This is a genomic window from Pseudomonas sp. HS-18, assembly GCF_020401845.1.
GTDB lineage: Bacteria > Pseudomonadota > Gammaproteobacteria > Pseudomonadales > Pseudomonadaceae > Pseudomonas > Pseudomonas nitroreducens.
Genome location: NZ_CP084413.1, coordinates 3,030,100 through 3,053,682, shown reverse-complemented (window position 1 = coordinate 3,053,682; position 23,583 = coordinate 3,030,100). Strand labels below are relative to the sequence as shown.

The window sequence follows — 23,583 nt, the reverse complement described above, 5'->3', positions numbered from 1 at the left end:
CTCTCAGCGGAATGCGCTGAGGCCAGTGATCTCGCGGCCCTGGATCAGCGCCAGGATGCCGTTCATGCCGTCGGGCACCTGGAACATCCGGGCATCACGCCACATGCGCTCGATGCCCAGTTCCTCGGTGATGCCCATGCCGCCGTGCAGTTGCATCGCCAAGCCCAGCGCGCGCTCGCAGGCCTGGGTGGCGTAGCGCTTGGCCATGGCCGAGGTGCCGTTGGCGCGCTGGCCGCGGTCCATGGCGTCCAGCGCCTGGTAGCAGAGCAGGCGCGAGGTGACGATCAGGGTTTCCATATCGGCCAGGTCCTGCTGCACCAGTTGGTGCGCGGCCAGCGGCTTGCCGAACTGTTCGCGTACGCGGGTGTACTCGACGCACATCTCGAAAGCCTTCTGCGCCAGGTGCACGCACATCAGGCCAATCAGCGGACGGTTGCCATTCCAGCCGACGGTGAGCGTCTTGGCCGCGTCGCCCGCCTCGCCAATCAGGTGGCTGCGCGAAATGCGCGTCTCCTCGAAGACCACCTCGCTCAAGTGCCCCTGCTGCAAGCCGGTGACACCGATTTCGCGCACCTCGACCTGCGACTGGCTGCGGTCGACCAGGGCGCGCTGGGCGATAGGCCGGCCGCGTTCGTCGTTGCCCAGGGTGCAGGAGACGTTGAGCACGTCGCACACCGAGGCGTTGGTGATCCAGATCTTGCGCCCGGTGATGTAGGCGTGTTCGCCCTCGACACGGATACGGGTCTTCACCGCATTGGAGTCGGAGCCGGCGTTCACTTCGGAGTTGGCGGTGCAGGCGATCTTGCGCCCGGCGATCAGGTCTGGCAGGTACTGCGCGGCAATCGCCTCCGGACAGCCGGAGTAGATGCGCGCCACGGTGCCTTCATGGGAGATCAGCGACAACGCGACGATGGCCGGCAGTTGTTCGAGGATCAGCCCGTAGTCGAGCATCTTCAGCCCACCGCCGCCGACTTCCACCGGCAGGCGCGGCGCGGTGATGCCCAACTCGGCCAGCGCGGCATAGATTTCCAGCATGGCCGCCTTGGGTAGCGGCTTATCCACGGGGTGACGAGAGAGCACCGGATCGATACGGTCGCGCACCATGCGCTTGGCCGCATCGATCATCATTTCCTGGGATTCGTTAGGCGCGAAATTCATCGTGGGAACTCGTTGACGGGCTCAGGCGCCGGTGTATTTCGGCGAGCGTTTTTCGGCGAAAGCCTTGCGGCCTTCGATACGGTCCTTGCTGTCGCGCAGCAGGCCCCAATGCAGGTTGGACTGGGCGACGAAATCGCGCGGCGCCATGTGGCTGGTTTCCACCGCCAGGCGCTTGATCGCCTGGACCGCCAGTGGGCCATTGGCGGCAATCCGCTCGGCCAGTTGCATGACCAGCGGCAGCAGGCCCTCCCGCGGCACGCAGTCGCTGATCAGGCCGATGCGCAAGGCTTCCTCCGCGCCGATGCGCTCGCCGGTCAGTGCCAACTTCATCGCGTGGGCGGCGGGTACCGCACGCATCAGGTACTGCACGCCACCCACCGCCGGAACGCTGGCCACCTTAGCTTCGGGCAGAGCGAAAGACGCTTCGTCGCTGGCAATGCGCAGGTCGCACTGCAGCGCCAGCTCCAGGCCGCCCCCCAGGCAATAGCCATGGATGGCGGCGATCATCGGTTTCCAGATTTCCAGGTCGCCGAGGTCGATCAGCCGTGTGTAGCCGCCCTCCTCGGCCTCCGCCGCGCGGCTCTTGAAGTGACCGCTGGCGAAGCCCGTGGACGGCGGCAGCGTCGCCTTGAGGTTGGCGCCGGTGCAGAACGCCTTGTCGCCGGCGCCGGTCAGAACGATGACGCGCACCTGGTCGTCATCCTGCGCGGTGTTCAGCGCCTTGCGCAGATGGCGCAGATCGCCGATGGTCAGGGCGTTCATGGATTCGGGCGCATCCAGGGTGATGAGCGCCACGTGGCCAATGATCTGGAACTGGATCGCCATGGCTTACGCGCTCGGACTGGACAGGGAACGGCCGCCACAGACGTACAGCGTCTGGCCGGTGATGTAGGACGCCTTCGGGTCAGCGAACATCAGTACCGCATGGGCGATGTCCTCGGGCTTGCCGATGCGGCCCACGGGAATGGTCGCCATGATCTTTGCCCGTTGCTCGTCGGAGAGCGGTGCGAGGATCGGTGTGTCGATGGCGCCCGGAGCGATGGCATTGGCGGTGATGCCATGCTTGGCCAACTCGATCGCCAGGGTGCGCGTGAGGCTGATCACGCCACCCTTCGCCGCCGAGTAGTTGGCCTGGCCGAAGCCACCGAGCCAGGCGCGCGAGGAGATGTTGACGATGCGCCCGAAGCCCTGCTCGATCATCCCCGGCACGACGGCCTTGGCGCAGAGGAACTGCGACTTGAGATTGACATCCAGTACCAGGTCCCAGTCCGCCTCGCTCATGTTCACCAGGCGCTTGTCACGGGTGAGGCCGGCATTGTTCACCAGCAGGTCCGGCGCCTTCCAGCGCGCGGCGACCTGCGCCACGGCAGCGTTGACCTGCTCGGCGCTGGTCACGTCGACCTTCACGCCCATCAGGTTCTGCGCCTGGGCGCCCGCTTCCGCGACCAGTTTGTCCATGGCCTCGCTATTGAGATCGAACATGGCCACCGCATAACCGGCATTCAACAGTGCTCGGGTCAGGCCCAGGCCGATGCCCTGGGCGCCGCCGGTAACGATTGCAACTTGCTTGCTCATGGAAATTCCTCAAACACCCAGAATGTGTACGGCGGACGCCGCGTGATCGACGCCGGCGATGCCGCCGCCGGTGCATTGGGTCAGCGCCAGCTCGGCGCCATCGGCCTGGCGTTCGCCGGCACGCAGTTGCAGCTGCCAGACCGCCTCGACCATCTGTGCGACGCCGGTGGCGCCCAGTGGGTGGCCCTTGGCGAGCAGGCCGCCGGAGGGGTTCACCACTGTCTTGCCACCCAGGCTGGTGGCACCGCTTTTCAGCAGCTCGTGAGCCTCACCGCGGCCGCACAGACCCAGGGCGTTGTAGTAGATGAGTTCGGCGATGCTGAAGGCGTCGTGCAACTCGATGACATCGATATCGGCCGGCTTCACGCCCGCCTGCTGATAGGCCAGCGTGGCGGCGCGGGCGGTGATCTCGGCAGACAGGATGTCGTCGTCCGGTTCCTCGGCACGGCCGGACTGGATCACCGAGGCCATCACCCGTACCGGGCGCGCCTGCTGCGGCTTGCGAGTGGTCAGCACCAGCGCTGCCGCGCCGTCCACCGCTGACGGGCAGCACTGCAGCAGCGTCAGCGGATCGAAGACCATCCGCGAGTTCATCACCTCATCGAGGGATACCTCGGTACGGGTCTGCGCATAGGGGTTCAGCGCGCCGTGGCGACGGTTCTTCACCGCCACCTCGCCCAGCACGTCGGCGCTGACACCAAATTCGTGCAGGTAGCGGGTGGCGCGCATCGCGTAGATCGCCGGCAACGCCATGCCGGCACGGGCATAGAGTTCGGTCATGTAGTCGTTGCGCTGCAGCGGAATGGTACCGCCGCCCAAGGCGGTGAGCTTCTCCACGCCGAACACCACCACAGTGTCGTAGATACCCGCCTGCAGCGCATGGCAAGCCAGGTGCACGCCAGTGGCACCGCTGGCGCAGGCGTTTTCGACGTTGTAGATCGGCAGGCCGGAAAGCCCGAGATCACGCAGCAGTACCTGGCCCAGGACCATGCCGCCGAAGACGTTGCACGCATAGAACGCCTGCGGCTCGTGCAGCTCGACGCCAGCGTCGGTCAGGGCCTGCAATACAGCCTGCTGGGTGAGGTCCTGCATGGAGGCGTTCGGACGGCCAAACGGGGTCATCGCCACACCGGAGATGTAGACGGGCTTGTTCATGCGTCCTCCTGCGGACGGAAGGCGTAGATCGGGCCGCTGTCGGACTCCACCAGGCACAGGCTCAGCGCTTCACCGATACGCGGCTGGCCTCCGGCGGGATAGTCCAGGCGGGCGAACACCCGCAGGCCCTCGGGGAAGTCAGCCAGGCCGAGCGGCTGCGGCGGCTTGTTCGCCTTCGGGCTGAAATGCACGACGGTGAAGCTGTACAGGCGCGGCGTGGAATCCAGTTCGACCAGTTCGCCGCCCTCGCGCAGTGGCGAGGTTTCCGGTAGCGGTGGAAAGTGCAGGCCAGCATGGCCGGCACGCCGGCTGGCGAGCAGAACCACACGGCCATCTCGCTCGCGCCAGGGTTGTTCGGCGACGCTGGGTGTCGCCTCGTGGTGTGCACTCATGGGAGCTCCTTGGCTTCAGACGCGTTCGAACACCGCGGCAAGCCCCTGCCCGCCGCCGATGCACATGGTTTCCAGGCCGTAACGGACTTTGCTGCGCTGCATCTCGTGGAGCAGCGAGGTCATGATGCGCAGGCCGGTGGCGCCGATCGGGTGGCCCAGGGAAATCCCGGAACCGTTGACATTGATGCGCGGATCGTCCTCGAGCTGCCATTCGCGCAGCACGGCGAGCACCTGGCCGGCGAAGGCCTCGTTGACCTCGATCAGGCCCATGTCCGCCATCTCGAGGTTCAGTCGCTTCAGCAGTTTGGCCACCGCCGGTACCGGACCGATGCCCATGCGCAGTGGGTGACAGCCGGCCGAGGCCCAGCCAGCGAAGCGCGCCATCGGACGCAGGTCGTTCTGGATGACAAAGCGCTCGGACACCACCAGGCACCCCGCCGCCGCATCGTTCTGCTGGCTGGCACTACCGGCGGTGACGGTGCCACCCTTGATGATCGGGGATAGCTTGGCCAGCGCCTCGTAACTGGCGTCTTCGCGAATGCCCTCATCGCGCCTGACCACCAGTGGCTCCCCTCGACGCTGCGGCACTGCCACTGGCATCACCTCGGCATCGAAGCGGCCCCGGCTCCAGGCTGCGGCGGCTTTCTGGTGGCTACCCACGGCCCACCGGTCGCAGGCTTCACGGCTGATGCCGTAGTCTCGCACCAGGTTCTCGGCGGTTTCGACCGCACCGCCGGAGCACTCGCCGTAGCGGCTGACCGGTTGCGAATTGACCCGCCCGCGATCCAGGCGATCATGCAGCTTCACGTCACCCAGCCGCGCGCCCCAGCGCATGCTGGTGCTGTAGTACTCGATATTGCTCATGCTCTCGACGCCGGCCACCAGCAGGCAGTCGGCAGCGCCGGTCTGAACCTGCATGGCGGCGTCTATCACTGCCTGCAGGCCGGAGCCGCAGCGACGATCCACGGTGTAGCCGGCGACCTCGTCCGGCAACCCCGCCAGTGACGCCGCGTAGCGCCCCATGCAGGGTGCCTCGCTGGACTGGTAGGACTGCGCGACTATCGCTTCGTCGACCTGCGCGGCATCCACGCCGGTGCGCCGCAGCACCTCCTGCAGGACCAGCGCGGCGAGGTTCGCCGCCGGCACGGAGGCCAGCGCACCGCCAAACTTGCCGATGGGCGTGCGCACGGGGGAAAGGATGTAGGCGTTGGACATGGCTGTCTCTTCTTGTCGATTCGGGTCGTGGGGATGCAAAGACGGTCAGGCACTCATGCCCAATCCGCCCTGGCGCAGGCGGTCGATCCGCTCGTCGGTCAGCCCCCAGTCGCGCAACGCGCTGAGCCCGCCCTCACCACGCGCCGGTGCGGGCTTCGGAACGGAACTGGGAGTGCCGAGGAAACGCGGCGCCGGCGCCGGCTGCACCACGCCATTGATCTGCATGAAGCTGCCTCGGGCTTGCGCATGAGGATGCTCGGCGGCCTCAGTGAACCCCAGCACCGGCGCCACGCAGGCATCGCTGTCGGCGAAAATCTCGCACCATTGTTCACGGGGCCGCTGGAGGAACGCCTGCATGAAGGCCTCGCGCAGGCGCGGCCAGCCTTGGCGATCATGCTGCGGCGGCAACTGGGCCGGATCGAGGCCAAGCTTGGCCAGCAGCTCCGCATAGAAGCGCGACTCCACTGGACCGATGGCCATGTAGCCCCCATCCAGGGTGCGATAGGTGTCGTACCAGGGCGCACCGCCATCCAGCAGATTGCTGCCGCGCTCCTCGCGCCAGTTTCCGGAGGCCAGCAGCCCCCAGATCACCGAGCCAAGCTGGGCGGCGCCTTCGGCCATGGCAGCATCGACCACCTGGCCGACACCGCCGCGCAGCACATTGACCAGCGCCGCCAGCACGCCCATGGCCAGCAGCATGCCACCACCGCCGTAGTCGCCCAGCAGGTTCAATGGCGGCACGGGCCGGCCGGCCACCGGACCGATACCGGAAAGCACCCCGGACAGCGCGATGTAATTGATGTCATGCCCTGCGCGCTGAGCCAGGGGGCCGTGCTGGCCCCAGCCGGTCATGCGGCCGTAGACCAGCTTCGGATTGCGCGCGAATGCCTGCTCGGGGCCAAGCCCCAGGCGCTCCAGGGTACCGGGGCGGAAGCCCTCGATCAGTACGTCGGCATGCTCCATCAGTTCCAGAGCAACAGCCGCCGCCTCCGGGAGTTTCAGGTCGAGCGTGACCGAGCGGCGGCCACGACCGGTGATATCCACCTTCGGCCCGCTCATCTTCGGCCCCAGGTCGCTGTGCGCCTGTGGCCGGTCGATGCGGATGACGTCCGCGCCCATGTCGGCCAGCAGCATGGTGGCGAAGGGTGCCGGGCCGATGGCCTCGAACTCCAGAACTCGAATACCGCTCAACACACCCATCGACGTAGTCCCATTGATCTGCAGCGCAATTGGCCCGCGCCTCGGCAATGCCGCGCCTTTGCGGCTTTTCATCAATGGAACATTCCAGGCTCGCGGGGGCCGCCACCCGCGTTGGGTGGCAGCCTTCCACCCGGTCATCGAGCTCCCGAAGGCCTCTGGTGAAGAGCGTGGCAACTGGGGCATGCTCTGATCGACGCCCGCCTACACTGAAAACAATCGCGGGCGCATGAAACTGCCTCGGAAGCGCCATGGACAAGCCAAGCAGCACAACAACAAACGTCTCAGCTCCGCACGACCGCCCCCACGAACCGGCACTGACCACGGCCCTGGATCGCTCGAAGCTGGTCCCTCCCCGTAGCGGCAGCCGCACCATCAGTCGCGACCGCCTGCTGCAGCAACTGGTGGAAAACCGCCGGCGTCGCTGCACGGTGATCAAGGGCCCTGCCGGCTGGGGCAAGACCACCCTCCTGCTCGCCTGCCGCCAGCAGTTGCTCTCGCTGGGTTTCGAAGTCGCGTGGCTGAGCCTGGGCCCGGAGGACAACGACCTGGGTCGCTTCATCGACTACCTGCTGGGCAGCCTGGCGCAGATCGACCTGCAGATGGTGCAGCACGCGTCCCTGATGGAGGCTCACGGATTCGACAGCGAATCGGTGGAGCGCACCATCATCACGCTGGTGCAGGGCGTCGCCAGCAGCCAGCGCGAAGTGGTGCTGGTGCTCGACGACCTGCACAGCCTGACCGACGTTGGCATCCACCAGGCTCTGCAATGGCTGCTCGACTACGCGCCGAGCAACCTGCACCTGGTGCTCGGCACTCGCAGCGCGGTGCCGCTGTCGCTTGCCCGCCTGCGCAGCCAGGGACAGGTCCTGGAGCTGGATCTCCGCGACCTGAGCTTCACCCTGGAGGAAACCCGGCAGTTCCTGCAGCAGCAACTAGGCGAACTGGCTACCGATGAGATACGTGAGATCCATGAATTGACCGACGGCTGGATTGCCGGCCTGCAACTGCTCGCCGCCAGCCGGCGCAAGCCATCCCAGAGCAGCAACGGCTCGCCATCTCCCTTGCGCGACCACCAGGCCTTCGCCAGCTATTTCGAATCGGCCGTGCTGGCTCGTCTGCAACCCGACGATGTCGAATTGCTCCTGCACACCGCCGTGTGCAATCGCTTCTGCCCCAGCCTGTGCGCAGCACTCGTCGATCGCCCGGAGGCCATTGCCGAGGCCGTGGAACTGCTGGCGCGCCTGGAGCAGGACAACCTGTTCCTGATTGCTCTGGAGACTCCCGATCAGGAAAACTGGTATCGCCTGCACCCTCTGCTGCGGGAAACGCTCCTCGGCCTCTTCGCCCGCCTGCCCGCCCAGCAGCAAAGTGCGGTACACAGTCGCGCCTGGCAATGGCAGCGTGATCGCGGGCAACTAGTCGAGGCCGTCCGCCATGCCGTAGCCGGCGGCCAGGCCGCGATGGCCGCGCAACTGGTCGAGGATCAGCTCGAAGCGCTGTATGCCCAGGGCGACCTGCGTATCCTCATCGAACTGGCGCGCCTGCTGCCCAGGGAGCAGATCCAGACCAGCATCCGCCTGCGCCTGCTGCTGGCACGCATGCAGGTTTTCGCCCGCGACTTCAATGCCTGCGAGAACAGCATCTCCAGCCTGGAACGAGACCTGCCGGTCGATGATGACGATTCACGCTTCCGCCTCGCGATGCTGCGTGCCGTGCTGGCGGTGCAGCGCGACGACACCGATGAGGCACTGGCGATCCTGCCACAGCTGCTCAACCCGCCACCGGGCGTCAACTCGGTGATGCTCGGCGGCAGCCTGAATATCCTCTCCTGGCTGTACATGAACCGCGGCGAATACGAGCGAGCGCGGCAGGTACAGCTGGATCGCCCGCCCCTGCTGGTCAATGGTGCGCCGTTGCTCGGCACCGCCGGCGGGACGCTGCAGGGCCGCTGCCTGATCGGCCTGAGCCTGGCAATGGAAGGCCAGATCAGCCAGGCAGAGCGCATCTACCGCGAGGTCATCTACGAAGCGCAGCGCCACGGCCGCTCCTGCGCGGACGCGCTGCACCTGGCCACCGCCCTGCTGGGCGACACGCTCTACGAAAGCAATGAAATCGAAGCCGCGCTGGCCCTGCTGGAGCCGCAGATCGATGTTCTGGAGCGCATCTCGATTCCCGACTCGGTCCTGCGCGCCCTGGAGGTACTGGGCAAGGCGCACTGGGTCGCCGGCAACCGCCGCGAAGCCTTCGCCTATCTCGAACACCTGGAGGAATACGGCCGCCGCAACAAGCTCGACCGGCTCATGGCCCACGCGCTGGTCTGGCAGGTGCACTGGCACCTGCTGCTGGGCGAAGTGGTCGCCGCCGAGACCAAACTGGCGCGCCTGGACACAATCGCCGCGCGCCATCCCGACGCCGCCACCCGGCACCTCAAGGACATCTTCATCATCGTCGAGAATGCCCACGTGCGCTGGGACGCAGCCCACGGCGACCTGCACAGTGCCAACCTGCGCCTGAACCGCATGATCGCGGCCGGCGAACAGGACGGTCGGCAACTGGCGGTAACCCGTTTGAAAATGCTCAGCGCGGTGTTCGACGCCCAGCGCGGACAGACCGAGCAGGCCAGGGAAAAGGTCCTCGCCCTGCTACGCGTCGCCCAGCGCTACGGCCAATTGCGCAGCGTGATCGACGCCCATCCCGATGCGCTGGAGCTGATCGAAACACTGACCCGCGACCACCCGCTGGACCCCCTGCTGGCGTTCTACGTCGAACGCTTGCGCGGCACACGCCGCGCACCGGCCATACAGTCCTGTGCAGATCCCGTAACCCGAACCACCGGCCTGCAATTGGGCGCTGGCATGGAACCGCTCAGCGAGCGCGAACTCGAGGTGCTGCGCCTACTGGCCCAGGCCCTGCCGAACAAGAAGATTGCCCGTGCACTGGGCCTTTCCCATGAAACGGTGAAATGGCACCTGCGGCACATCTACAGCAAGCTTGGCGTCGGCAGCCGCGACGAAGCCGTGGCCCGCCTGCGGGATGCGGAGACTGCCGAAGACGCCAACCGCTGACCCCACCGCGCCGCCACCCGCAACGGGTGGCGGCGTCGGCTGCAACGCAGCCGAGCATGGCTGGAACCTTTCCCGAGGATCCGCCATGAGCACCGATGTGATCGAGTTTCGCGAGTCCCAGCTGGCCATTGCCGACGGCATCGCTACCTTCACCCACCAGAAACCCGCCGCGCGCAACGCACTCTCGCTGGACCTGCGCGAAGACTACGCCGACATGCTCGACCGCGTGGAAGCCGACCGTAACCTGCGCGCGCTGATCATCACCGGCTCTGGCGGCAGCTTCTGCGCCGGTGGCGATATCAAGTCGCTGAAGGAACGCCAGATCAGCACCGACCCGGAAGTCAACTCAGCCAACGCCATGCGCCTGCGCATCCGCCGCCTGCATGGCTGGCTGGAACGTCTACGCGGCCTGGAGATCCCGGTGATTGCCGCCGTCGACGGGCCGGCCTACGGCGCCGGATTCGCCATTGCCCTGCTGGCGGATTTCATCGTCGCCTCCAACCGCGCCTCGTTCTGCATGCCCTTCGCCAAGCTCGGCCTGGTGCCGGACTCCGGCGCGCTCTACACACTGCCCCGAGCGGTCGGCCTGCAAAAGGCCAAGGAATTGCTGTTCAGCGCCCGCCGCGTCTCGATCGAAGAAGCCCGCGAATTGGGCATCGTTCATTCGATCCACACCCAGGAAGAACTGCCCGCCGCGGCTCAAGGTCTGGCCCGCCGTTTCCTGACCTCGCCCCGCGATGCCATCGCCATGAGCAAGCGCCTGCTCAACCAAAGCTACGAGACGAACTGGAACGCCATGGCCGAACTGGAAGGCCTGGCCCAGGGCGTCGCCTCCACTGCGCCTTATCACGACGAAGCAGTCTCCGCCTTCCTGCGCGGCGAGCCGTCGCGCTACGACTGGGACCGCGACTGAGCCACCCAGCCTGGGTGGAGTAGCCACCCGGCGCCCACCCCTAACGTAACGAACCATCGCGCCCTTTCGCGCAATACGACAACAGTGACCGGCGGCGCCGGTCGGGCAGTCAGGAGCCTTCCGTGCATATCGAGCGCAGCGTCTTCCGCGACGACCATGAGATCTTCCGCACCACGGTGCGACGCTTTTTCGAGCGCGAATGCGTGCCACGCCAGGAAGCCTGGAACCAGGCTGGGCAATGGGACCGCGATATCTGGCTGAAGGCCGGCCGCGAAGGGCTGCTGTGCATCACTCTGCCCGTGGAGTACGGCGGCGGCGGCGGCGATTTCGGCCATAGCGCGGTGTACAACGAGGAGTTCAACCGGGCCGGGCTGTCTGGCAACGGCCTGGGCATGCACTCGGACATCATTGCCCCCTACATCGCCCGCTGCGGCAGCGAAGAGCAGAAACAGCGCTGGCTGCCCGGTGCCTGCTCCGGTGAGCTGATTCTCGCCATCGCCATGACCGAACCGGGCACCGGCAGCGACCTCAAGGCGGTGCGTACCAGCGCCATCCGCGACGGCGACGAGTACGTCATCAATGGCAGCAAGACCTTCATCAGCAATGGTTTGACCGCCGACCTGGTCATCGTGGTCTGCAAGACCGACCCGGACGCCGGCTCCAAGGGCATCAGCCTGATCGCGGTGGAAACCGACCGTCCGGGCTTCCAGCGTGGCCGCAAGCTGGACAAGGTCGGCCAGCACGCCCAGGACACCGCCGAGCTGTACTTCGACAACGTGCGCGTACCGGTCGGCAACCGTCTGGGTGAGGAAGGCAAGGGCTTCGCCTACCTGATGGGCGAGCTGCCGCAGGAGCGCTTCTCCATCGCCGTTTCCGCCGCCGCCCGGCTGGAGACCGTGCTCGAACACACCCTGGAATACGTGAAGAGCCGCAAGGCCTTCGGCCAGACCGTCTGGGACTTCCAGAACACCCGTTTCAAGCTCGCCGACATCAAGGCCCAGGCCACCGCCGTGCGCCTGATGATCGATCACTACCTGGGCGAGCACATGCGTCGCCGCCTGACCCTGGAAGAGGCGGCGATCGCCAAGCTGTTCGCCACCGAAACCCTGGGCAAGGCGCTGGACAAGATGGTCCAGCTGCATGGCGGCTACGGCTACATGCTCGAGTACCCGGTGGCCCGCGCCTTCGTCGACATGCGCGTCAACCGCATCTACGGCGGCACCAGCGAAGTCATGCGTGAACTCATCTCGCGCAAGCTCTGATCACACAAGGACAACAACCATGAGCCAGAAAGCATTCGTCGCCGGCGTCGGCATGATCCAGTTCAAGAAACCCGGCACCAGCGACTTCTATGACGTCATGGCGGCCCAGGCGATCCAACAGGCGCTGAGCGATGCCGGCATCGACTATCGCCTGGTGCAACAGGCCTACGCCGGCTACGTCTATGGCGACTCCTGCTGTGGCCAGAAAGCCGTGTACCACGCCGGCATGACCGGCATTCCGGTACTCAACGTCAACAACAACTGCGCCACCGGTTCTTCCGCCCTGTTCCTCGCTCGCCAGGCTGTCGCCAGCGGCGCGGTGGACTGCGCGCTGGCGGTCGGTTTCGAGCAGATGAACCCCGGCGCCCTGAAGTCCGCCTGGACGGACCGCCCGGCAGCGCTGGAGCGCGCCAACGCCGTCGTCAGCGAACTGGTGACCGGTGTCGATGTACCGAGCAACGCCATTCGCCAGTTCGCCGGTGCGGGCCGCGCGCACATGCAGATGTACGGCACCAAGCTGGAAACCTTCGCCGCCATCCGTGCCAAGGCCAGCCGCCACGCCGCACGCAACCCGTTGGCGGTGTTCCGCAACGTGGTCACCACCGAGCAGGTGATGAACGACGTGGTGCTCTGGCCCGGCGTACTGACCCGCCTGATGGCCTGCCCGCCCACCTGCGGCGCCGCCGCGGCCATCGTGGTCTCCGAAGCTTTCGCGAAAAAACATGGCCTGCGCACCGACGTACTGATCGCCGGCCAGTCCATGGCCACCGACATCCCCGCCTCCTTCGAAACGCGCGACATGATCCGTGTGGTCGGCTTCGAGGTCACCCGCCTCGCCGCGCAGCAGGCCTACGCGCAGGCCGGTATCGGCGTGAACGATATCGACGTCATCGAACTGCACGACTGCTTCGCCCAGAACGAACTGCTGACCTACGAAGGCCTCGGCCTGTGTGCCGAGGGCGAAGGCGAGAAACTGGTGAACGACGGCGACAACACCTATGGCGGCAAGTGGGTGGTCAATCCGTCCGGCGGTCTGCTCTCCAAGGGCCACCCGCTGGGCGCTACCGGCCTAGCGCAATGCTACGAGCTGACCCACCAGTTGCGCGGCAGCGCCGGTGATCGCCAGGTGGAGAACGCCCGCATCGCCGTGCAGCACAACCTCGGCCTGGGTGGTGCCGGGGTGGTCACCGTGTACCAGAAGAACTGACGTCGGAGCGCCTACCAGATGATCGACAAGAAACACATCGGCAAAGTCCTGCCGTCCTTCAGCGCTACCGCCGAAGCTGGCCAGTTGCGCTTCTTCGCCAAGAGCATCGGCGAAACCAACCCGATCTATCTCGACGAGCAGGCTGCACGCGACGCGGGACACCCCGCCCTGCCGCTGCCGCCGACCTTTCTGTTCTCCCTTGCCTTCCAGATGCCAAACCAGGCCTGGCGCGATGAGCTGGGCATCATTTCCTCGCGCATCCTGCACGGCGAAGAGTCCTTCACCTACCAGCGCATGGCCTACGCCGGTGACACCCTGCACTACGACGTGCGCATCACCGATATCTACGACAAGAAAGGCGGCGCACTGAGCTTCGTGGTGCGCGAATCGAAGGTGACCAACCAGCGCGGCGAGCACGTGGCAACCCTGCGCACCACCCTCGTCCACCGCAACGGCTGAACCGGAGACCACACATGAGCACAGTCCGCTTCGATTCCGTCCAGGTTGGCGACAGCCTGCCGCCACTGACCCTGGCACCGATCAACCGCACCACCCTGGCACTGTTCGCCGGGGCCTCGGGCGATCACAACCCGATCCACATCGACATCGACTATGCCCGCAAGGCCGGCATGGTCGACGTGTTCGCCCACGGCATGCTGTCCATGGCCTATCTGGGCCGGCTGCTCACCCAATGGGTCGATCAACGTCAGTTGCGCAGCTTCGGCGTGCGCTTCGCCGGCATCACCCATCTTGGCCACCAGATCACCTGTACCGGCAAGGTGGTGGAGAAGTTCGAGGCCGACGGTGAGCGTCGCGTGAAGCTGGAAATCCAGACCGCCAACCAATACGGCGAAACCAAGATCGTCGGCGACGCCATCGTCGCCCTGCAGTGAGGAACAAGCACATGGCAAAACTCGACGGCAAGGTGGCATTGGTCACCGGTTCCGGACGCGGCATCGGCCAGGCCATCGCCCTGAAGCTGGCCAGCGAAGGCGCGCGCATCGTGATCAATGACCTGGATCTGGAGCCCGCGCAGGAAACCGCCGCGATGATCCGCGACCTGGGCGGCCAGGCAGCGATCTGCCACGGCAACGTCAGCGCACCGGACTTCGCCGAGCGCTACATCCGCACCGCGATGGAGCACTTCAAGGCCATCGATATCATCGTCAACAACGCCGGCTACACCTGGGACGACGTGGTGCAGAAGATGAGCGACGAGCAGTGGTACGCCATTCTCGACTGCCACATGACCGCGCCCTTCCGCATCTTCCGCGCGGCCTATCCGATCATCAAGGCGCAGGCCCAGGCCGAGGCCGAGGCCGGTAAAGAAGTGTTCCGCAAGGTGGTGAACATCTCCTCGGTGTCGGCCCTCAACGGCAATGCCGGCCAGCTCAACTACAGCGGCGCCAAGGCCGGCGTGGCCGGCATGACCCGCGCACTGGCCCGCGAGTGGGGGCGTTTCAAGGTCAACGTCAACGCCGTGGCCTTCGGCTTCATCGAGACCCGCATGACCCGTGCCGACGCCCATGCCGGCGCAACGGTAAGCATTGACGGGCGCGACATTCGGGTGGGCATCAGCCCGGAGGTCGCCAAATCGTTCGCCCAGCGCAATCCACTGGGGCGCCCAGGCACGGTGCAGGAAGCGGCCGACGCCGTGTACCTGTTCTGCTCGCCGGAGTCGAACTACATCACCGCGCAAACCGTCGCCGTGGCCGGGAACCTGCAATAACCGCCACGCCGCTTACCCTCATCGAAAAAACAACAAGAACACGGAGTCCCGCATGAAGACCCGGATCACCCTGCCCTCGACGTTGCTGGCCGGCCTCATCGCCGCCAGCGCGAGCCTGCCTCTGCAAGCAGGCGACCCCAACGGTAGCCAGCCGGCCAGCCCGATCACCGCGCAGAAGAATGCCGCGGTGCTGAAGGTGCTGCCGTTCAGCGACCGTACCGACTACGAGTCGGTCACGCGGGGACTCATCGCGCCCTACAAGGGCCAGGTGAAGAACGCCGCCGGCAAGGTGATCTGGGATAGCCAGGCCCACGACTTCCTCGACAAGGACGAAGCGCCGGAGACGGTCAACCCGAGCCTCTGGCGCACGGCCCAGTTGAACAACCATGCGGGCCTGTTCCAGGTGGCGGACGGCATCTACCAGTTGCGCGGGATGGACGTGTCCAACATGACCATCATCGAGGGCAAGGACGGCCTCTTCGTGATCGACCCGCTGACCTATGCGGAAACCGCACGCAATGCATTGGACCTGTACTACCAGCACCGGCCGAAGAAACCCATCATCGGCGTGGGCTACAGCCACAGCCATGGTGATCACTTCGGCGGCGTTCGTGGCGTCGTCGACGAGGCCGACGTGAAGAGCGGCAAGGTGAAGATCTTCGCGCCATCGGGCTTCATGGAACACGCCATCAGCGAGAATATCTTCGCCGGCAACGCCATGAGCCGCCGCTCACAGTATCAGTTCGGTACCTTCCTGCCGCGAGGCGAGCGTGGCCAGGTCGACGTCGGCATGGGCAAGGCGCTGCCCTCGGGCGGCACCTTCACCCTGATCGCGCCGACCGACCTGATCCAGAAGGAATACGAAACCCACACCGTCGGCGACATCGAGATCGAGTTCCAGCTCACCCCCGGCACCGAAGCGCCGGCGGAAATGAACTTCTACTTCCCACAACATCGCGCGCTGTGCATGTCCGAGAACAGCACGCAGATGATGCATAACATTCTCACACCGCGCGGCGCGCTGGTGCGCGACGCCAAGGCCTGGTCGCAATACCTGGACGCCAGCCTGGAACGCTACGGCGACAAGACCGACGTGATGTTCGTCTCGCACAACTGGCCGACCTGGGGCGGTGAGCGCATCCGTACGCTGCTGGCCGACCAGCGCGACATGTACGCCTTCCTCAATGACCGTACCGTCCACCTGATGAACCAGGGCCTGACCTCTACCGAGATCGCCCAGAAGATGGACAAGCTGCCGGGCGACCTGGAGAAGAAGTGGTACACCCGCGGTTACTACGGCTCGCTCAGCCACAACTCCCGCGCCGTCTACCAACGCTACCTGGGCTTCTATGATGGCAACCCGGCCAACCTCGACCCGCTGGCGCCGGTGGATGCGGGCACCCATTACGTCGACGCGATGGGCGGTGCCGATGCCGTCATCAAGCTGATCCGCGCTGCCATCGACCAGGGCGACTATCGCTGGGCCGCCACCTTGGGCAACCACCTGGTCTTCGCCCAGCCGCAGAACGAAGAGGCGAAGAAGCTGCAGGCCGATGCCCTGGAGCAATTGGGCTACCAGTCCGAGAACGCCCTATGGCGCAACATCTACCTGACCGGTGCCATGGAGCTGCGCAACGGCGTACCGCAGTACGATGCTGGTGCCACCAAGGCCGACGTGGTGAGAAGCATGGAGCCGGGACAGTTCTTCGATTTCCTGGCGATCCGCCTGGATTCGGATAAAGCCCAGGGCCACGACATGGTGATGAATTGGGTGTTCACCGATCTGGGCAAGGACTACGCCGTGACCCTGCGTAACGGCGTACTCACCCACCGTGATAACGAGAAGAACGCCAGCCCCACGGTGACCATCACCCTGGCCAAGGCCACGCTGGACCAGATCAGCCTGCGCAAACTGGACTTCCCCACCGCCATCAAACAAGGCGACATCAAGCTCGACGGCGACGGCAAGGCCCTGGGCGTCTTCCTGGGAATGATCGACACCCCCGCTCCCCAGTTCAACATCGTCACTCCCTGACGCGAGCCACTTCGACACAGGACACAAGGCATGAAGCAACTTACCCCCATGGATGCACAGTTCTTCTACTCCGATGCCCCCCATCAGCCGATGGTCATCGGCGGCCTGTGGATCTGCGATCAGAACTCCGCACCCAATGGCCTGGTCCGGCACAAGGACATCATCCGCTACATCAACAGCCGCCTGAGCAGCACCTCGCTGTTCCGCCGCCGCCTGCAACACGCGCCGCTGCGGCTCGACGACCCCTATTGGCTGGAAGACAAGAACTTCGACCTGGAGTACCACATCCGCCATGTCGGCCTGCCGCAACCGGGCGACTGGCGGCAACTGTGCATCTTCACCGCCCGGGCGATGTCGCGGACCCTGGACATGGAACGGGCCCCCTGGGAAATCACCGTCATCGAGGGTCTGAACAACGTCGAGGGCGTGCCGCCGGGAAGCTTTGCGCTCCTGCTGCGGCTGCACCACGCCTATGTCGATGGCAAGTCGGGGGTGGAGATCACCACCCTGCTGATGGACGACCAGATCGACTTTGACGAGAACACCTACCGCCAGCCGGTCAGCGACCGCCTGCCCACCCGCACCCAGATGTGGGCCAAGACCGTCCCGCGCCTGCTCGGCCAGTCCCTGCGCAGCGCCAAGGCCAGCCTCAGCATCGCGCGCAAGAGCCTGCAACTGGCGGCCCAGCTGCGCGGCGATGCCAGCCCGGACCAGAACCGTGTGCCCAGCACGCTGTTCAACGCGCAGATTTCTCCACACCGCAGCTATGGCGCCACCCAATGGCCGATCGCCGATCTCAAGCAGATCCGCCGCTGCGCCGAGGGCGCCACCCTGAACGACGTGATCATCGCCATCATCGCCGGCGGGCTACGGCGCTACCTGCTGCGGCGCGAGGCGCTGCCGGTGGAGCAATCGCTGGTCGCCCTGTGCCCGGTGGCGATGCGTCCGGAAAGCGCCCGGCGCGACATGGGCAACCTGATCTCCATGATGCTGATCGGCATGGGTACCGACATGGCCGATCCGCAACTGCGCCTGCAGGCCATCACCGAGCGCACCCAGCGCGGCGCACCGCTGGCCAAGGAAGTGATGCACGAGCTGATCACCTCCATGGGCGAAGTGCTGCCCGCGCCGATGCGCATGCTCGGCGGCTGGCTGCAGAACCAGGTCCGCTACGTGAGCCGCTTCCACCTGCAGAACACCCTGATCACCAACGTGCCCGGCCCGACCAACGGCGCGGAGAAGAAGTACTTCGCCGGCGCCGAGATCCTCGCCACCTACCCCATAGTGCCGGTGTTCGACGGCATGGGCCTGAGCCACGGCATCACCAGCCTCTACGGCAACATCATCCTCGGCGTACTGGCCGACCGGCAGATGCTGCCGGACATGGATGTGTACATGGCAAGCCTTCAGGAATCGACCGAGGAGTACCTGGCCCTGGCACACCAGCGCGGGGCCGAAGCGGCCAGCCAATCGACGAAGCGCCCGGCTCCCCCGCGCAAGCGCCCCGCCTCGCAACCGGCCGAGCCGAGCGCCGAGTAAAACTGCGGCGGCGCGTGAAAAGCAGGGACGCCCCGCGCGCCGCCGTCATCCATCAGCGAACAGGGAGAGTCCCGATGTTCAGGCAGAAGTCAGCGGTCCGGCAATTGAGCGACAAGATGGACCATGCCCACAGCTACCAGGAATGGGCGGAGCACGCCGCCGCCCTCGACCACGCGACCGGCATGGACGACTGGCGCGGCAACGAAGTTTCCAGCGACTACGATTACCGCACGGTGCGACAGCGCATGGAGCGCCTGCGCGGCATGCGCAACGCCGGCGCCTACGCGAACCTCATGTTCGTCCTCAACGAGGGTATCCACGGCAACCTCGCCGGCATGGGCAAGGCCGTGCTCTATGGCCACGCCAACCTGGGCACCAAGCACCTGATCCACCAGTACATCGAGGAAGTCTGCCTGGCACTGCAGGCCATCGACGCCCTCGACGAGAGTGTCATCGCGCTGGACGAGCGCAAGGACTTCTTCCTCCGCGCCAGCCAGTGCTTCGGCCGCTCCGCCCTGATGCTCAGCGGCGGTGCAGTATTGGGCTACTTCCATGCCGGCGTGCTCAAGGCACTGTTCGAGGAAGGCATGTTGCCGAGCATCATCTCCGGCTCCAGTGCCGGCTCCATCCTCGCCTCCATCGCCTGCACCCACGCCGATAGCGAAATGCTCGACAAGCTGCAGCCGGAACTCCTGCTGATGCATCCGGAAGGCCGGGCCGGCAAACGCCGGCCGAGGACCCGCCCCGCCCTGGAAGCCGGCGACCTGGCCAGCTACCTGGAGCGCCTGATTCCCGACCTGACCTTCGCCGAAGCCTACAAGGTCAGCGGTCGCCACCTGAACATCACCGTCACCGGGCTGGAGCCGCGCCAGGCGCCGCGCCTGCTCAACGCCATCACCGCGCCGACGGTCCTGGTGCGCTCGGCGGTCATGGCCTCCTGCGCCATTGCCGGCATCTACCCGCCGGTAACGCTGCAGGCGAAGAATGCAGCGGGCGTCCAAGTGCCTTACCTGCCGGAACAACAGTGGATCGACGGTTCCTTCCTCGACGATCTGCCCGCCAAGCGCCTGGGCCGCCTGTACGGGGTGAATCACTTCATCTCCAGCATGGCCAATCCCGCCGCGCTGTTCTTCACGCCCAACCCGAACGCCCAGCCGAACCTGTTGCAGAGTGCATTCAACCAGCAGATACGCCTCAGCAAGGGCGTCGCCACCCACCTGCTGCGGCTGGGCCGCGACCACCTGCGCATCCGCAATCCCACCCTCGCCCGCTGGCAGCACCTGAGCTATAGCGTGCTGGTGCAGGACTACATCGCCGATATCAACATCTTCCTCGGCAAGCGTTGGCACAACCCGCTCAAGCTGCTGGCCCCCATGCCTCTGGGCGAGCTGCGCCAGTTGCTGCGCGAAGGTGAACAGGCGACCTGGGAGCGCATGGAGATGGTGCGCAACTGCACCGCCATCAGCCGCACCCTGGACGGCATCCTGCGCGCCCGCCACTGGACGGCTTGACGGTCTGCGCCGCACGACGACGGCACCTTCGCCGCCTTGCATCGGTCTCAAGCGTTGGTGACCGACGTTTCCCTCGCCGCGGCCAGGGATAACAGCCACGCCCCCCGGACAGGAGTTTCACCATGAGTGATTACAGCGCCCCGCTGCGCGACATGCAGTTCGTCCTGCGTGAGCTGCAACTGCTCGACAGCCTGAAACAGTTGCCCAACCAGCAAGACATGAGCGCCGAACTGGTCGACGCGATCCTCAATGAGGCCGCCCGCTTCGCCCAGGGCGTACTGGCACCGCTGAACGCTATCGGAGACCGCCAGGGCGCGAAGTGGAATGACGGCACAGTCCATACCGCCGACGGCTGGCGCGACGCCTACGGGAAGTTCGCCAGCAATGGCTGGAACGCCCTCTCCTGCCCGCCTGACTTCGGCGGCCAGGGTGCGCCGCGACTGGTGTCGGCGCTGGTCGAGGAGATGTGGAATGCCGCCAACGTCGCCTTCGGCCTGTGCCCGATGTTGACCCGCGGCGCCATCGAGGCCATCGAACTGCGTGGCTCCGAAGAACTGAAGCAGACCTGGTTGCCCAGGCTGGTCAGTGGCGAGTGGACCGGCACCATGAACCTCACCGAGCCCCAGGCCGGCTCCGACCTCGCCGCCGTGCGCACCCGAGCCGAGCCGCAGGGTGACGGGACCTACAAGCTGTTCGGGCAGAAGATCTTCATCACCTACGGCGAGCACGACCTCACCGACAACATCGTCCATCTGGTGCTGGCCCGCGTGCCCGGAGCACCCGAAGGCGTGAAAGGCATCTCGCTGTTCGTGGTGCCAAAGGTATTGCTGAATGCCGATGGTGCCCCCGGCGAGCGCAATGACGTGCACTGCGTATCCATCGAACACAAGCTCGGCATCCACGGCAGCCCGACCGCCGTGCTCGCGTTCGGCGACCAGGGCGGTGCCACGGGCTGGCTGGTGGGCGAAGAGAATCGCGGCCTGGAATACATGTTCATCATGATGAATGCCGCCCGCTTCTCCGTGGGGATCGAAGGCGTCGGCCTGGCCGAACGCGCCTACCAGCGCGCCGCAGCCTACGCGCGGCTGCGCGTGCAGGGCAGCGAGATCGGCGCGCCCGGCCGTGACAAGGCCGCGATCATCCGCCATCCGGACGTACGCCGCATGCTGATGTCCATGCGCTCGCGGATCGAGGCCATGCGCGCCCTGGCCTGCGATGTCGCACTGGCCACCGACTTCGCCCAAGGCCACCCCGACGCCCTGGTGCGCGGGGAGCGGCAGGCCTATGTCGAGCTGATGATCCCGGTGCTCAAGGGCTGGTGCACCGAGAACGCCGTGGATATCGCCTCCCTCGGCGTGCAGGTCCACGGCGGCATGGGCTTCATCGAGGAGACCGGCGCCGCTCAGCATCTGCGCGATGCCCGCATCACGCCGATCTACGAAGGCACCACCGGCATCCAGGCCAGCGACCTGATCGGCCGCAAGATCGCCCGTGACAAGGGCGCCACCGCATTCGCCCTGATCGCCCGCATGCGCGATGTCCAGCGGCTGCTACCGGATGACGATCCTGCCCTGGCCGCCATCCGCCACCGATTCTTCTCCGCGATCAACGCCCTGGACGATGCCGTGCGGTTCGTCGTCCAGCACTATGCCGAGCAGCCACGTCAGGTCGTACTGGGCTCGGTTCCACTGCTGGAGCTGTTCGGTATCGTCGGCGGTGGCTGGCAGTTGGCCTGCTCGGCCCAGGTCGCCCGGCAGCGCCTGGCTGAGGCAACCGGCGATACCGCGTTCTACCGCGCCAAACTGCGCACTGCTCAGTTCTATGCCGGGCACTACCTCACGCGCGCGCCAGGGCTGGCGCAAACGATCACGGACGGTGGAGATGCAGCCCTGACGATGGAAGACTTCTCGTTCTGAAACCCGCGGCGCCTGGCGAATTGCGGCATGAAGATGATCCAAATGGGAAATGACTGACTGACTCGGCATGTGGTGCATCCAAGAATGAGACCGCTTTCGGCTCATCACGGAATTGCGCCGAGCTAAACGGTCCGCGGCACAAGCACGGACCGGCATCCTTTCCCACGGAGATTCTGATGCTAGACACCCTCATTCACCAGGCCGCCCAGCGGGGCATGGGTAACCAGGCCGGACGTTTTGTCGGCCTGCTGGCGGACTCGCTCGTCAACACTCGCACTGGCGGCTTCGCAGGGCTCACGAAGCGCTTCGAGGACGCAGGACTTGGCGATCTGTTGCAATCGTGGATCGGTGCCCACCCAGCGGACCACGTTCTGCACCCCGACCAGTTCAGCGCAGGTTTCGGCCAGCAGGAAAGCAACCGTATCGCCCAGTTGCTCGGTGTGACTCCGGGAGCGGTCAACATGGCAGGTGCGGAAACGCTACCCAGGCTAGTTGCGCTGATCACCACCGACGGCAGATACCCCATCCCCGGCACCCTGCCGGCGCCGCTGGCAGTCCTTATCGGCGAAAACGAAACCCCTCAACAAACTCGTCGCGAAGGATTGGGCTGGGTGTTCTGGCTGATTCTCGCCCTGCTGATCGCCCTGTTCATCATGGCGATCAGCCAATGCCGCCCTGCTCTGCTGGCACAGCAAACCCCGCCCACCAGCCCCGCTCCGGTAACGCAGAATGTACCTGCGCCGGTGGTGGAGGAAACGGCCGTCCAGGAGCCTGTGCAGCCGGCACCGGAGCCCGCTCAATTCCAGTTGGCGAATCAGGACGGCCACATCACCGTTCATGGCCGCCTGGCGAGTGAGGCGGACAAGCAACGGCTATGGGATGCGCTCAATGCCCAGTTCGGCGCCAGCAACCTCTCCGGCAATATCCAGGTCGAACCGCAGACCTTGCCGGCCGACTGGCTGGACAGGCTCATCGCCGCCTTGCCGAAACTCAATGCCAGTGGCCTGAAGATCGGCTTCGACGGCGACGAGCTGTCCATCGATACATCGGCTCTGCCGGAAGACAAGCGGTTCGACATCAGCCAGCAATTGCGTACGCTGTTCAACGGCTACTCCATCAGTGGCCTGTGGGAGCGCGCGACCGCAGCCTTGGCGGGACTGCAAGCCGGTTTCAGTGCCCAGGACCTGGTTCAGGCGCTGAACCTGATGAATGTCTACTTCAATACCAACTCCAACGCGATCACCGCCGACAGCCTGGAAATCCTTTCCCGCGCCGCCGAAGCGATCAAGGCCGCCCCGCAGGGAACGCACATCGAGGTGAGCGGCCATAGTGACAGCGTCGGTACCGACCAGGGCAACCTGGACATGAGCCAGAAACGTGCCGACGCCGTAGTTGCGAAGCTGGTGGAGCTGGGCGTCCAACCGTCCTCGCTGATCGCCAAAGGCTACGGCTCCAGCAAGCCGATTGCCGACAACGCGACGGATGAAGGCCGGGCCAAGAACCGCCGCATCGAGTTCACCGTTCAAGGTGAGTGACGCGCAGTAGACAGCCGTCCTGGCCGCCCATCCGAATCAAGGATGGGCGGCCATTCTCTGTAAAGACTTCATTACACCTCGTGTTGACCACGCCAATCGCGCCACCGGCTGGTCTCGCCTCTCCGAGGTGAACGCTTGGCTATTGCGAGGGGCCGTTCTTATATGGAAATGCTCGT

The 23,583-nt window shown here is 65.7% G+C and carries 19 protein-coding genes; 12 read left to right on the top strand and 7 right to left on the bottom strand.

Features of this window, described 5'->3' with window-relative positions; genetic code table 11:
• Positions 1-3: 3 nt before the first annotated feature.
• The 7 genes from LDJ84_RS14275 to LDJ84_RS14245 are packed head-to-tail and all read right to left on the bottom strand — an operon-like array spanning position 4 to position 6,695.
• On the bottom strand, positions 4-1,158 hold the full coding sequence (locus tag LDJ84_RS14275) for an acyl-CoA dehydrogenase family protein (RefSeq protein WP_226046501.1): 1,155 nt from the start codon (positions 1,156-1,158) through the stop codon (positions 4-6).
• A 21-nt stretch (positions 1,159-1,179) separates the two neighbouring features.
• Positions 1,180-1,983, bottom strand: a complete 804-nt coding sequence (locus tag LDJ84_RS14270) for an enoyl-CoA hydratase/isomerase family protein (RefSeq protein ID WP_024762812.1) — start codon at positions 1,981-1,983, stop codon at positions 1,180-1,182.
• 3 nt (positions 1,984-1,986) lie between these two features.
• Positions 1,987-2,733 carry a 3-oxoacyl-ACP reductase FabG gene (gene fabG / locus LDJ84_RS14265; RefSeq protein WP_037009491.1) on the bottom strand — a complete coding sequence of 249 codons (747 nt, stop codon included), beginning with the start codon at positions 2,731-2,733 and terminating at the stop codon, positions 1,987-1,989.
• A 9-nt stretch (positions 2,734-2,742) separates the two neighbouring features.
• Complete coding sequence (locus LDJ84_RS14260) at positions 2,743-3,888, bottom strand: thiolase family protein (RefSeq protein ID WP_226046500.1); 1,146 nt, start codon at positions 3,886-3,888, stop codon at positions 2,743-2,745.
• Entirely contained in the window at positions 3,885-4,280 is a 396-nt protein-coding gene (locus LDJ84_RS14255; RefSeq protein ID WP_226046499.1) for a Zn-ribbon domain-containing OB-fold protein, read from the bottom strand. Before LDJ84_RS14255 ends, LDJ84_RS14260 begins: the two co-directional genes overlap by 4 nt.
• A gap of 15 nt (positions 4,281-4,295) precedes the next feature.
• Positions 4,296-5,495 carry an acetyl-CoA C-acetyltransferase gene (locus tag LDJ84_RS14250; protein WP_024762809.1) on the bottom strand — a complete coding sequence of 400 codons (1,200 nt, stop codon included), beginning with the start codon at positions 5,493-5,495 and terminating at the stop codon, positions 4,296-4,298.
• A gap of 45 nt (positions 5,496-5,540) precedes the next feature.
• On the bottom strand, positions 5,541-6,695 hold the full coding sequence (locus tag LDJ84_RS14245) for a CaiB/BaiF CoA transferase family protein (RefSeq protein ID WP_065084704.1): 1,155 nt from the start codon (positions 6,693-6,695) through the stop codon (positions 5,541-5,543).
• Positions 6,696-6,943: 248 nt separating this feature from the next.
• Between LDJ84_RS14245 and LDJ84_RS14240 the strand changes: the two genes are divergently transcribed.
• From LDJ84_RS14240 to LDJ84_RS14185, 12 genes are all read left to right on the top strand, one after another.
• Positions 6,944-9,760, top strand: a complete 2,817-nt coding sequence (locus LDJ84_RS14240) for a LuxR C-terminal-related transcriptional regulator (protein WP_065084703.1) — start codon at positions 6,944-6,946, stop codon at positions 9,758-9,760.
• Positions 9,761-9,845: 85 nt separating this feature from the next.
• A complete protein-coding gene (locus LDJ84_RS14235; protein WP_065084702.1) occupies positions 9,846-10,673 on the top strand; it encodes an enoyl-CoA hydratase/isomerase family protein in 828 nt (275 codons plus the stop codon).
• Between the two features lie 122 nt (positions 10,674-10,795).
• The gene (locus tag LDJ84_RS14230; protein WP_226046498.1) at positions 10,796-11,935 is read left to right on the top strand and encodes an acyl-CoA dehydrogenase family protein; all 1,140 of its coding nucleotides are present in this window, start codon (positions 10,796-10,798) and stop codon (positions 11,933-11,935) included.
• Positions 11,936-11,954: 19 nt separating this feature from the next.
• A complete protein-coding gene (locus LDJ84_RS14225) occupies positions 11,955-13,142 on the top strand; it encodes a lipid-transfer protein (protein WP_226046497.1) in 1,188 nt (395 codons plus the stop codon).
• An 18-nt stretch (positions 13,143-13,160) separates the two neighbouring features.
• Positions 13,161-13,601, top strand: a complete 441-nt coding sequence (locus LDJ84_RS14220; RefSeq protein WP_037009498.1) for a MaoC family dehydratase N-terminal domain-containing protein — start codon at positions 13,161-13,163, stop codon at positions 13,599-13,601.
• A 14-nt stretch (positions 13,602-13,615) separates the two neighbouring features.
• The gene (locus tag LDJ84_RS14215; protein ID WP_084357719.1) at positions 13,616-14,035 is read left to right on the top strand and encodes a MaoC family dehydratase; all 420 of its coding nucleotides are present in this window, start codon (positions 13,616-13,618) and stop codon (positions 14,033-14,035) included.
• Positions 14,036-14,046: 11 nt separating this feature from the next.
• Complete coding sequence (locus LDJ84_RS14210) at positions 14,047-14,871, top strand: SDR family NAD(P)-dependent oxidoreductase (protein ID WP_038803182.1); 825 nt, start codon at positions 14,047-14,049, stop codon at positions 14,869-14,871.
• A gap of 52 nt (positions 14,872-14,923) precedes the next feature.
• Positions 14,924-16,906: an alkyl/aryl-sulfatase gene (locus LDJ84_RS14205; protein ID WP_226046496.1), complete on the top strand. Its 1,983-nt coding sequence runs from the start codon at positions 14,924-14,926 to the stop codon at positions 16,904-16,906.
• Positions 16,907-16,936: 30 nt separating this feature from the next.
• The gene (locus LDJ84_RS14200) at positions 16,937-18,445 is read left to right on the top strand and encodes a wax ester/triacylglycerol synthase family O-acyltransferase (RefSeq protein WP_170858643.1); all 1,509 of its coding nucleotides are present in this window, start codon (positions 16,937-16,939) and stop codon (positions 18,443-18,445) included.
• 74 nt (positions 18,446-18,519) lie between these two features.
• Complete coding sequence (locus tag LDJ84_RS14195; protein ID WP_065084697.1) at positions 18,520-19,956, top strand: patatin-like phospholipase family protein; 1,437 nt, start codon at positions 18,520-18,522, stop codon at positions 19,954-19,956.
• A gap of 122 nt (positions 19,957-20,078) precedes the next feature.
• Complete coding sequence (locus LDJ84_RS14190; protein ID WP_065084696.1) at positions 20,079-21,872, top strand: acyl-CoA dehydrogenase; 1,794 nt, start codon at positions 20,079-20,081, stop codon at positions 21,870-21,872.
• Positions 21,873-22,048: 176 nt separating this feature from the next.
• Entirely contained in the window at positions 22,049-23,407 is a 1,359-nt protein-coding gene (locus LDJ84_RS14185) for an OmpA family protein (RefSeq protein WP_065084695.1), read from the top strand.
• Positions 23,408-23,583: the final 176 nt, after the last annotated feature.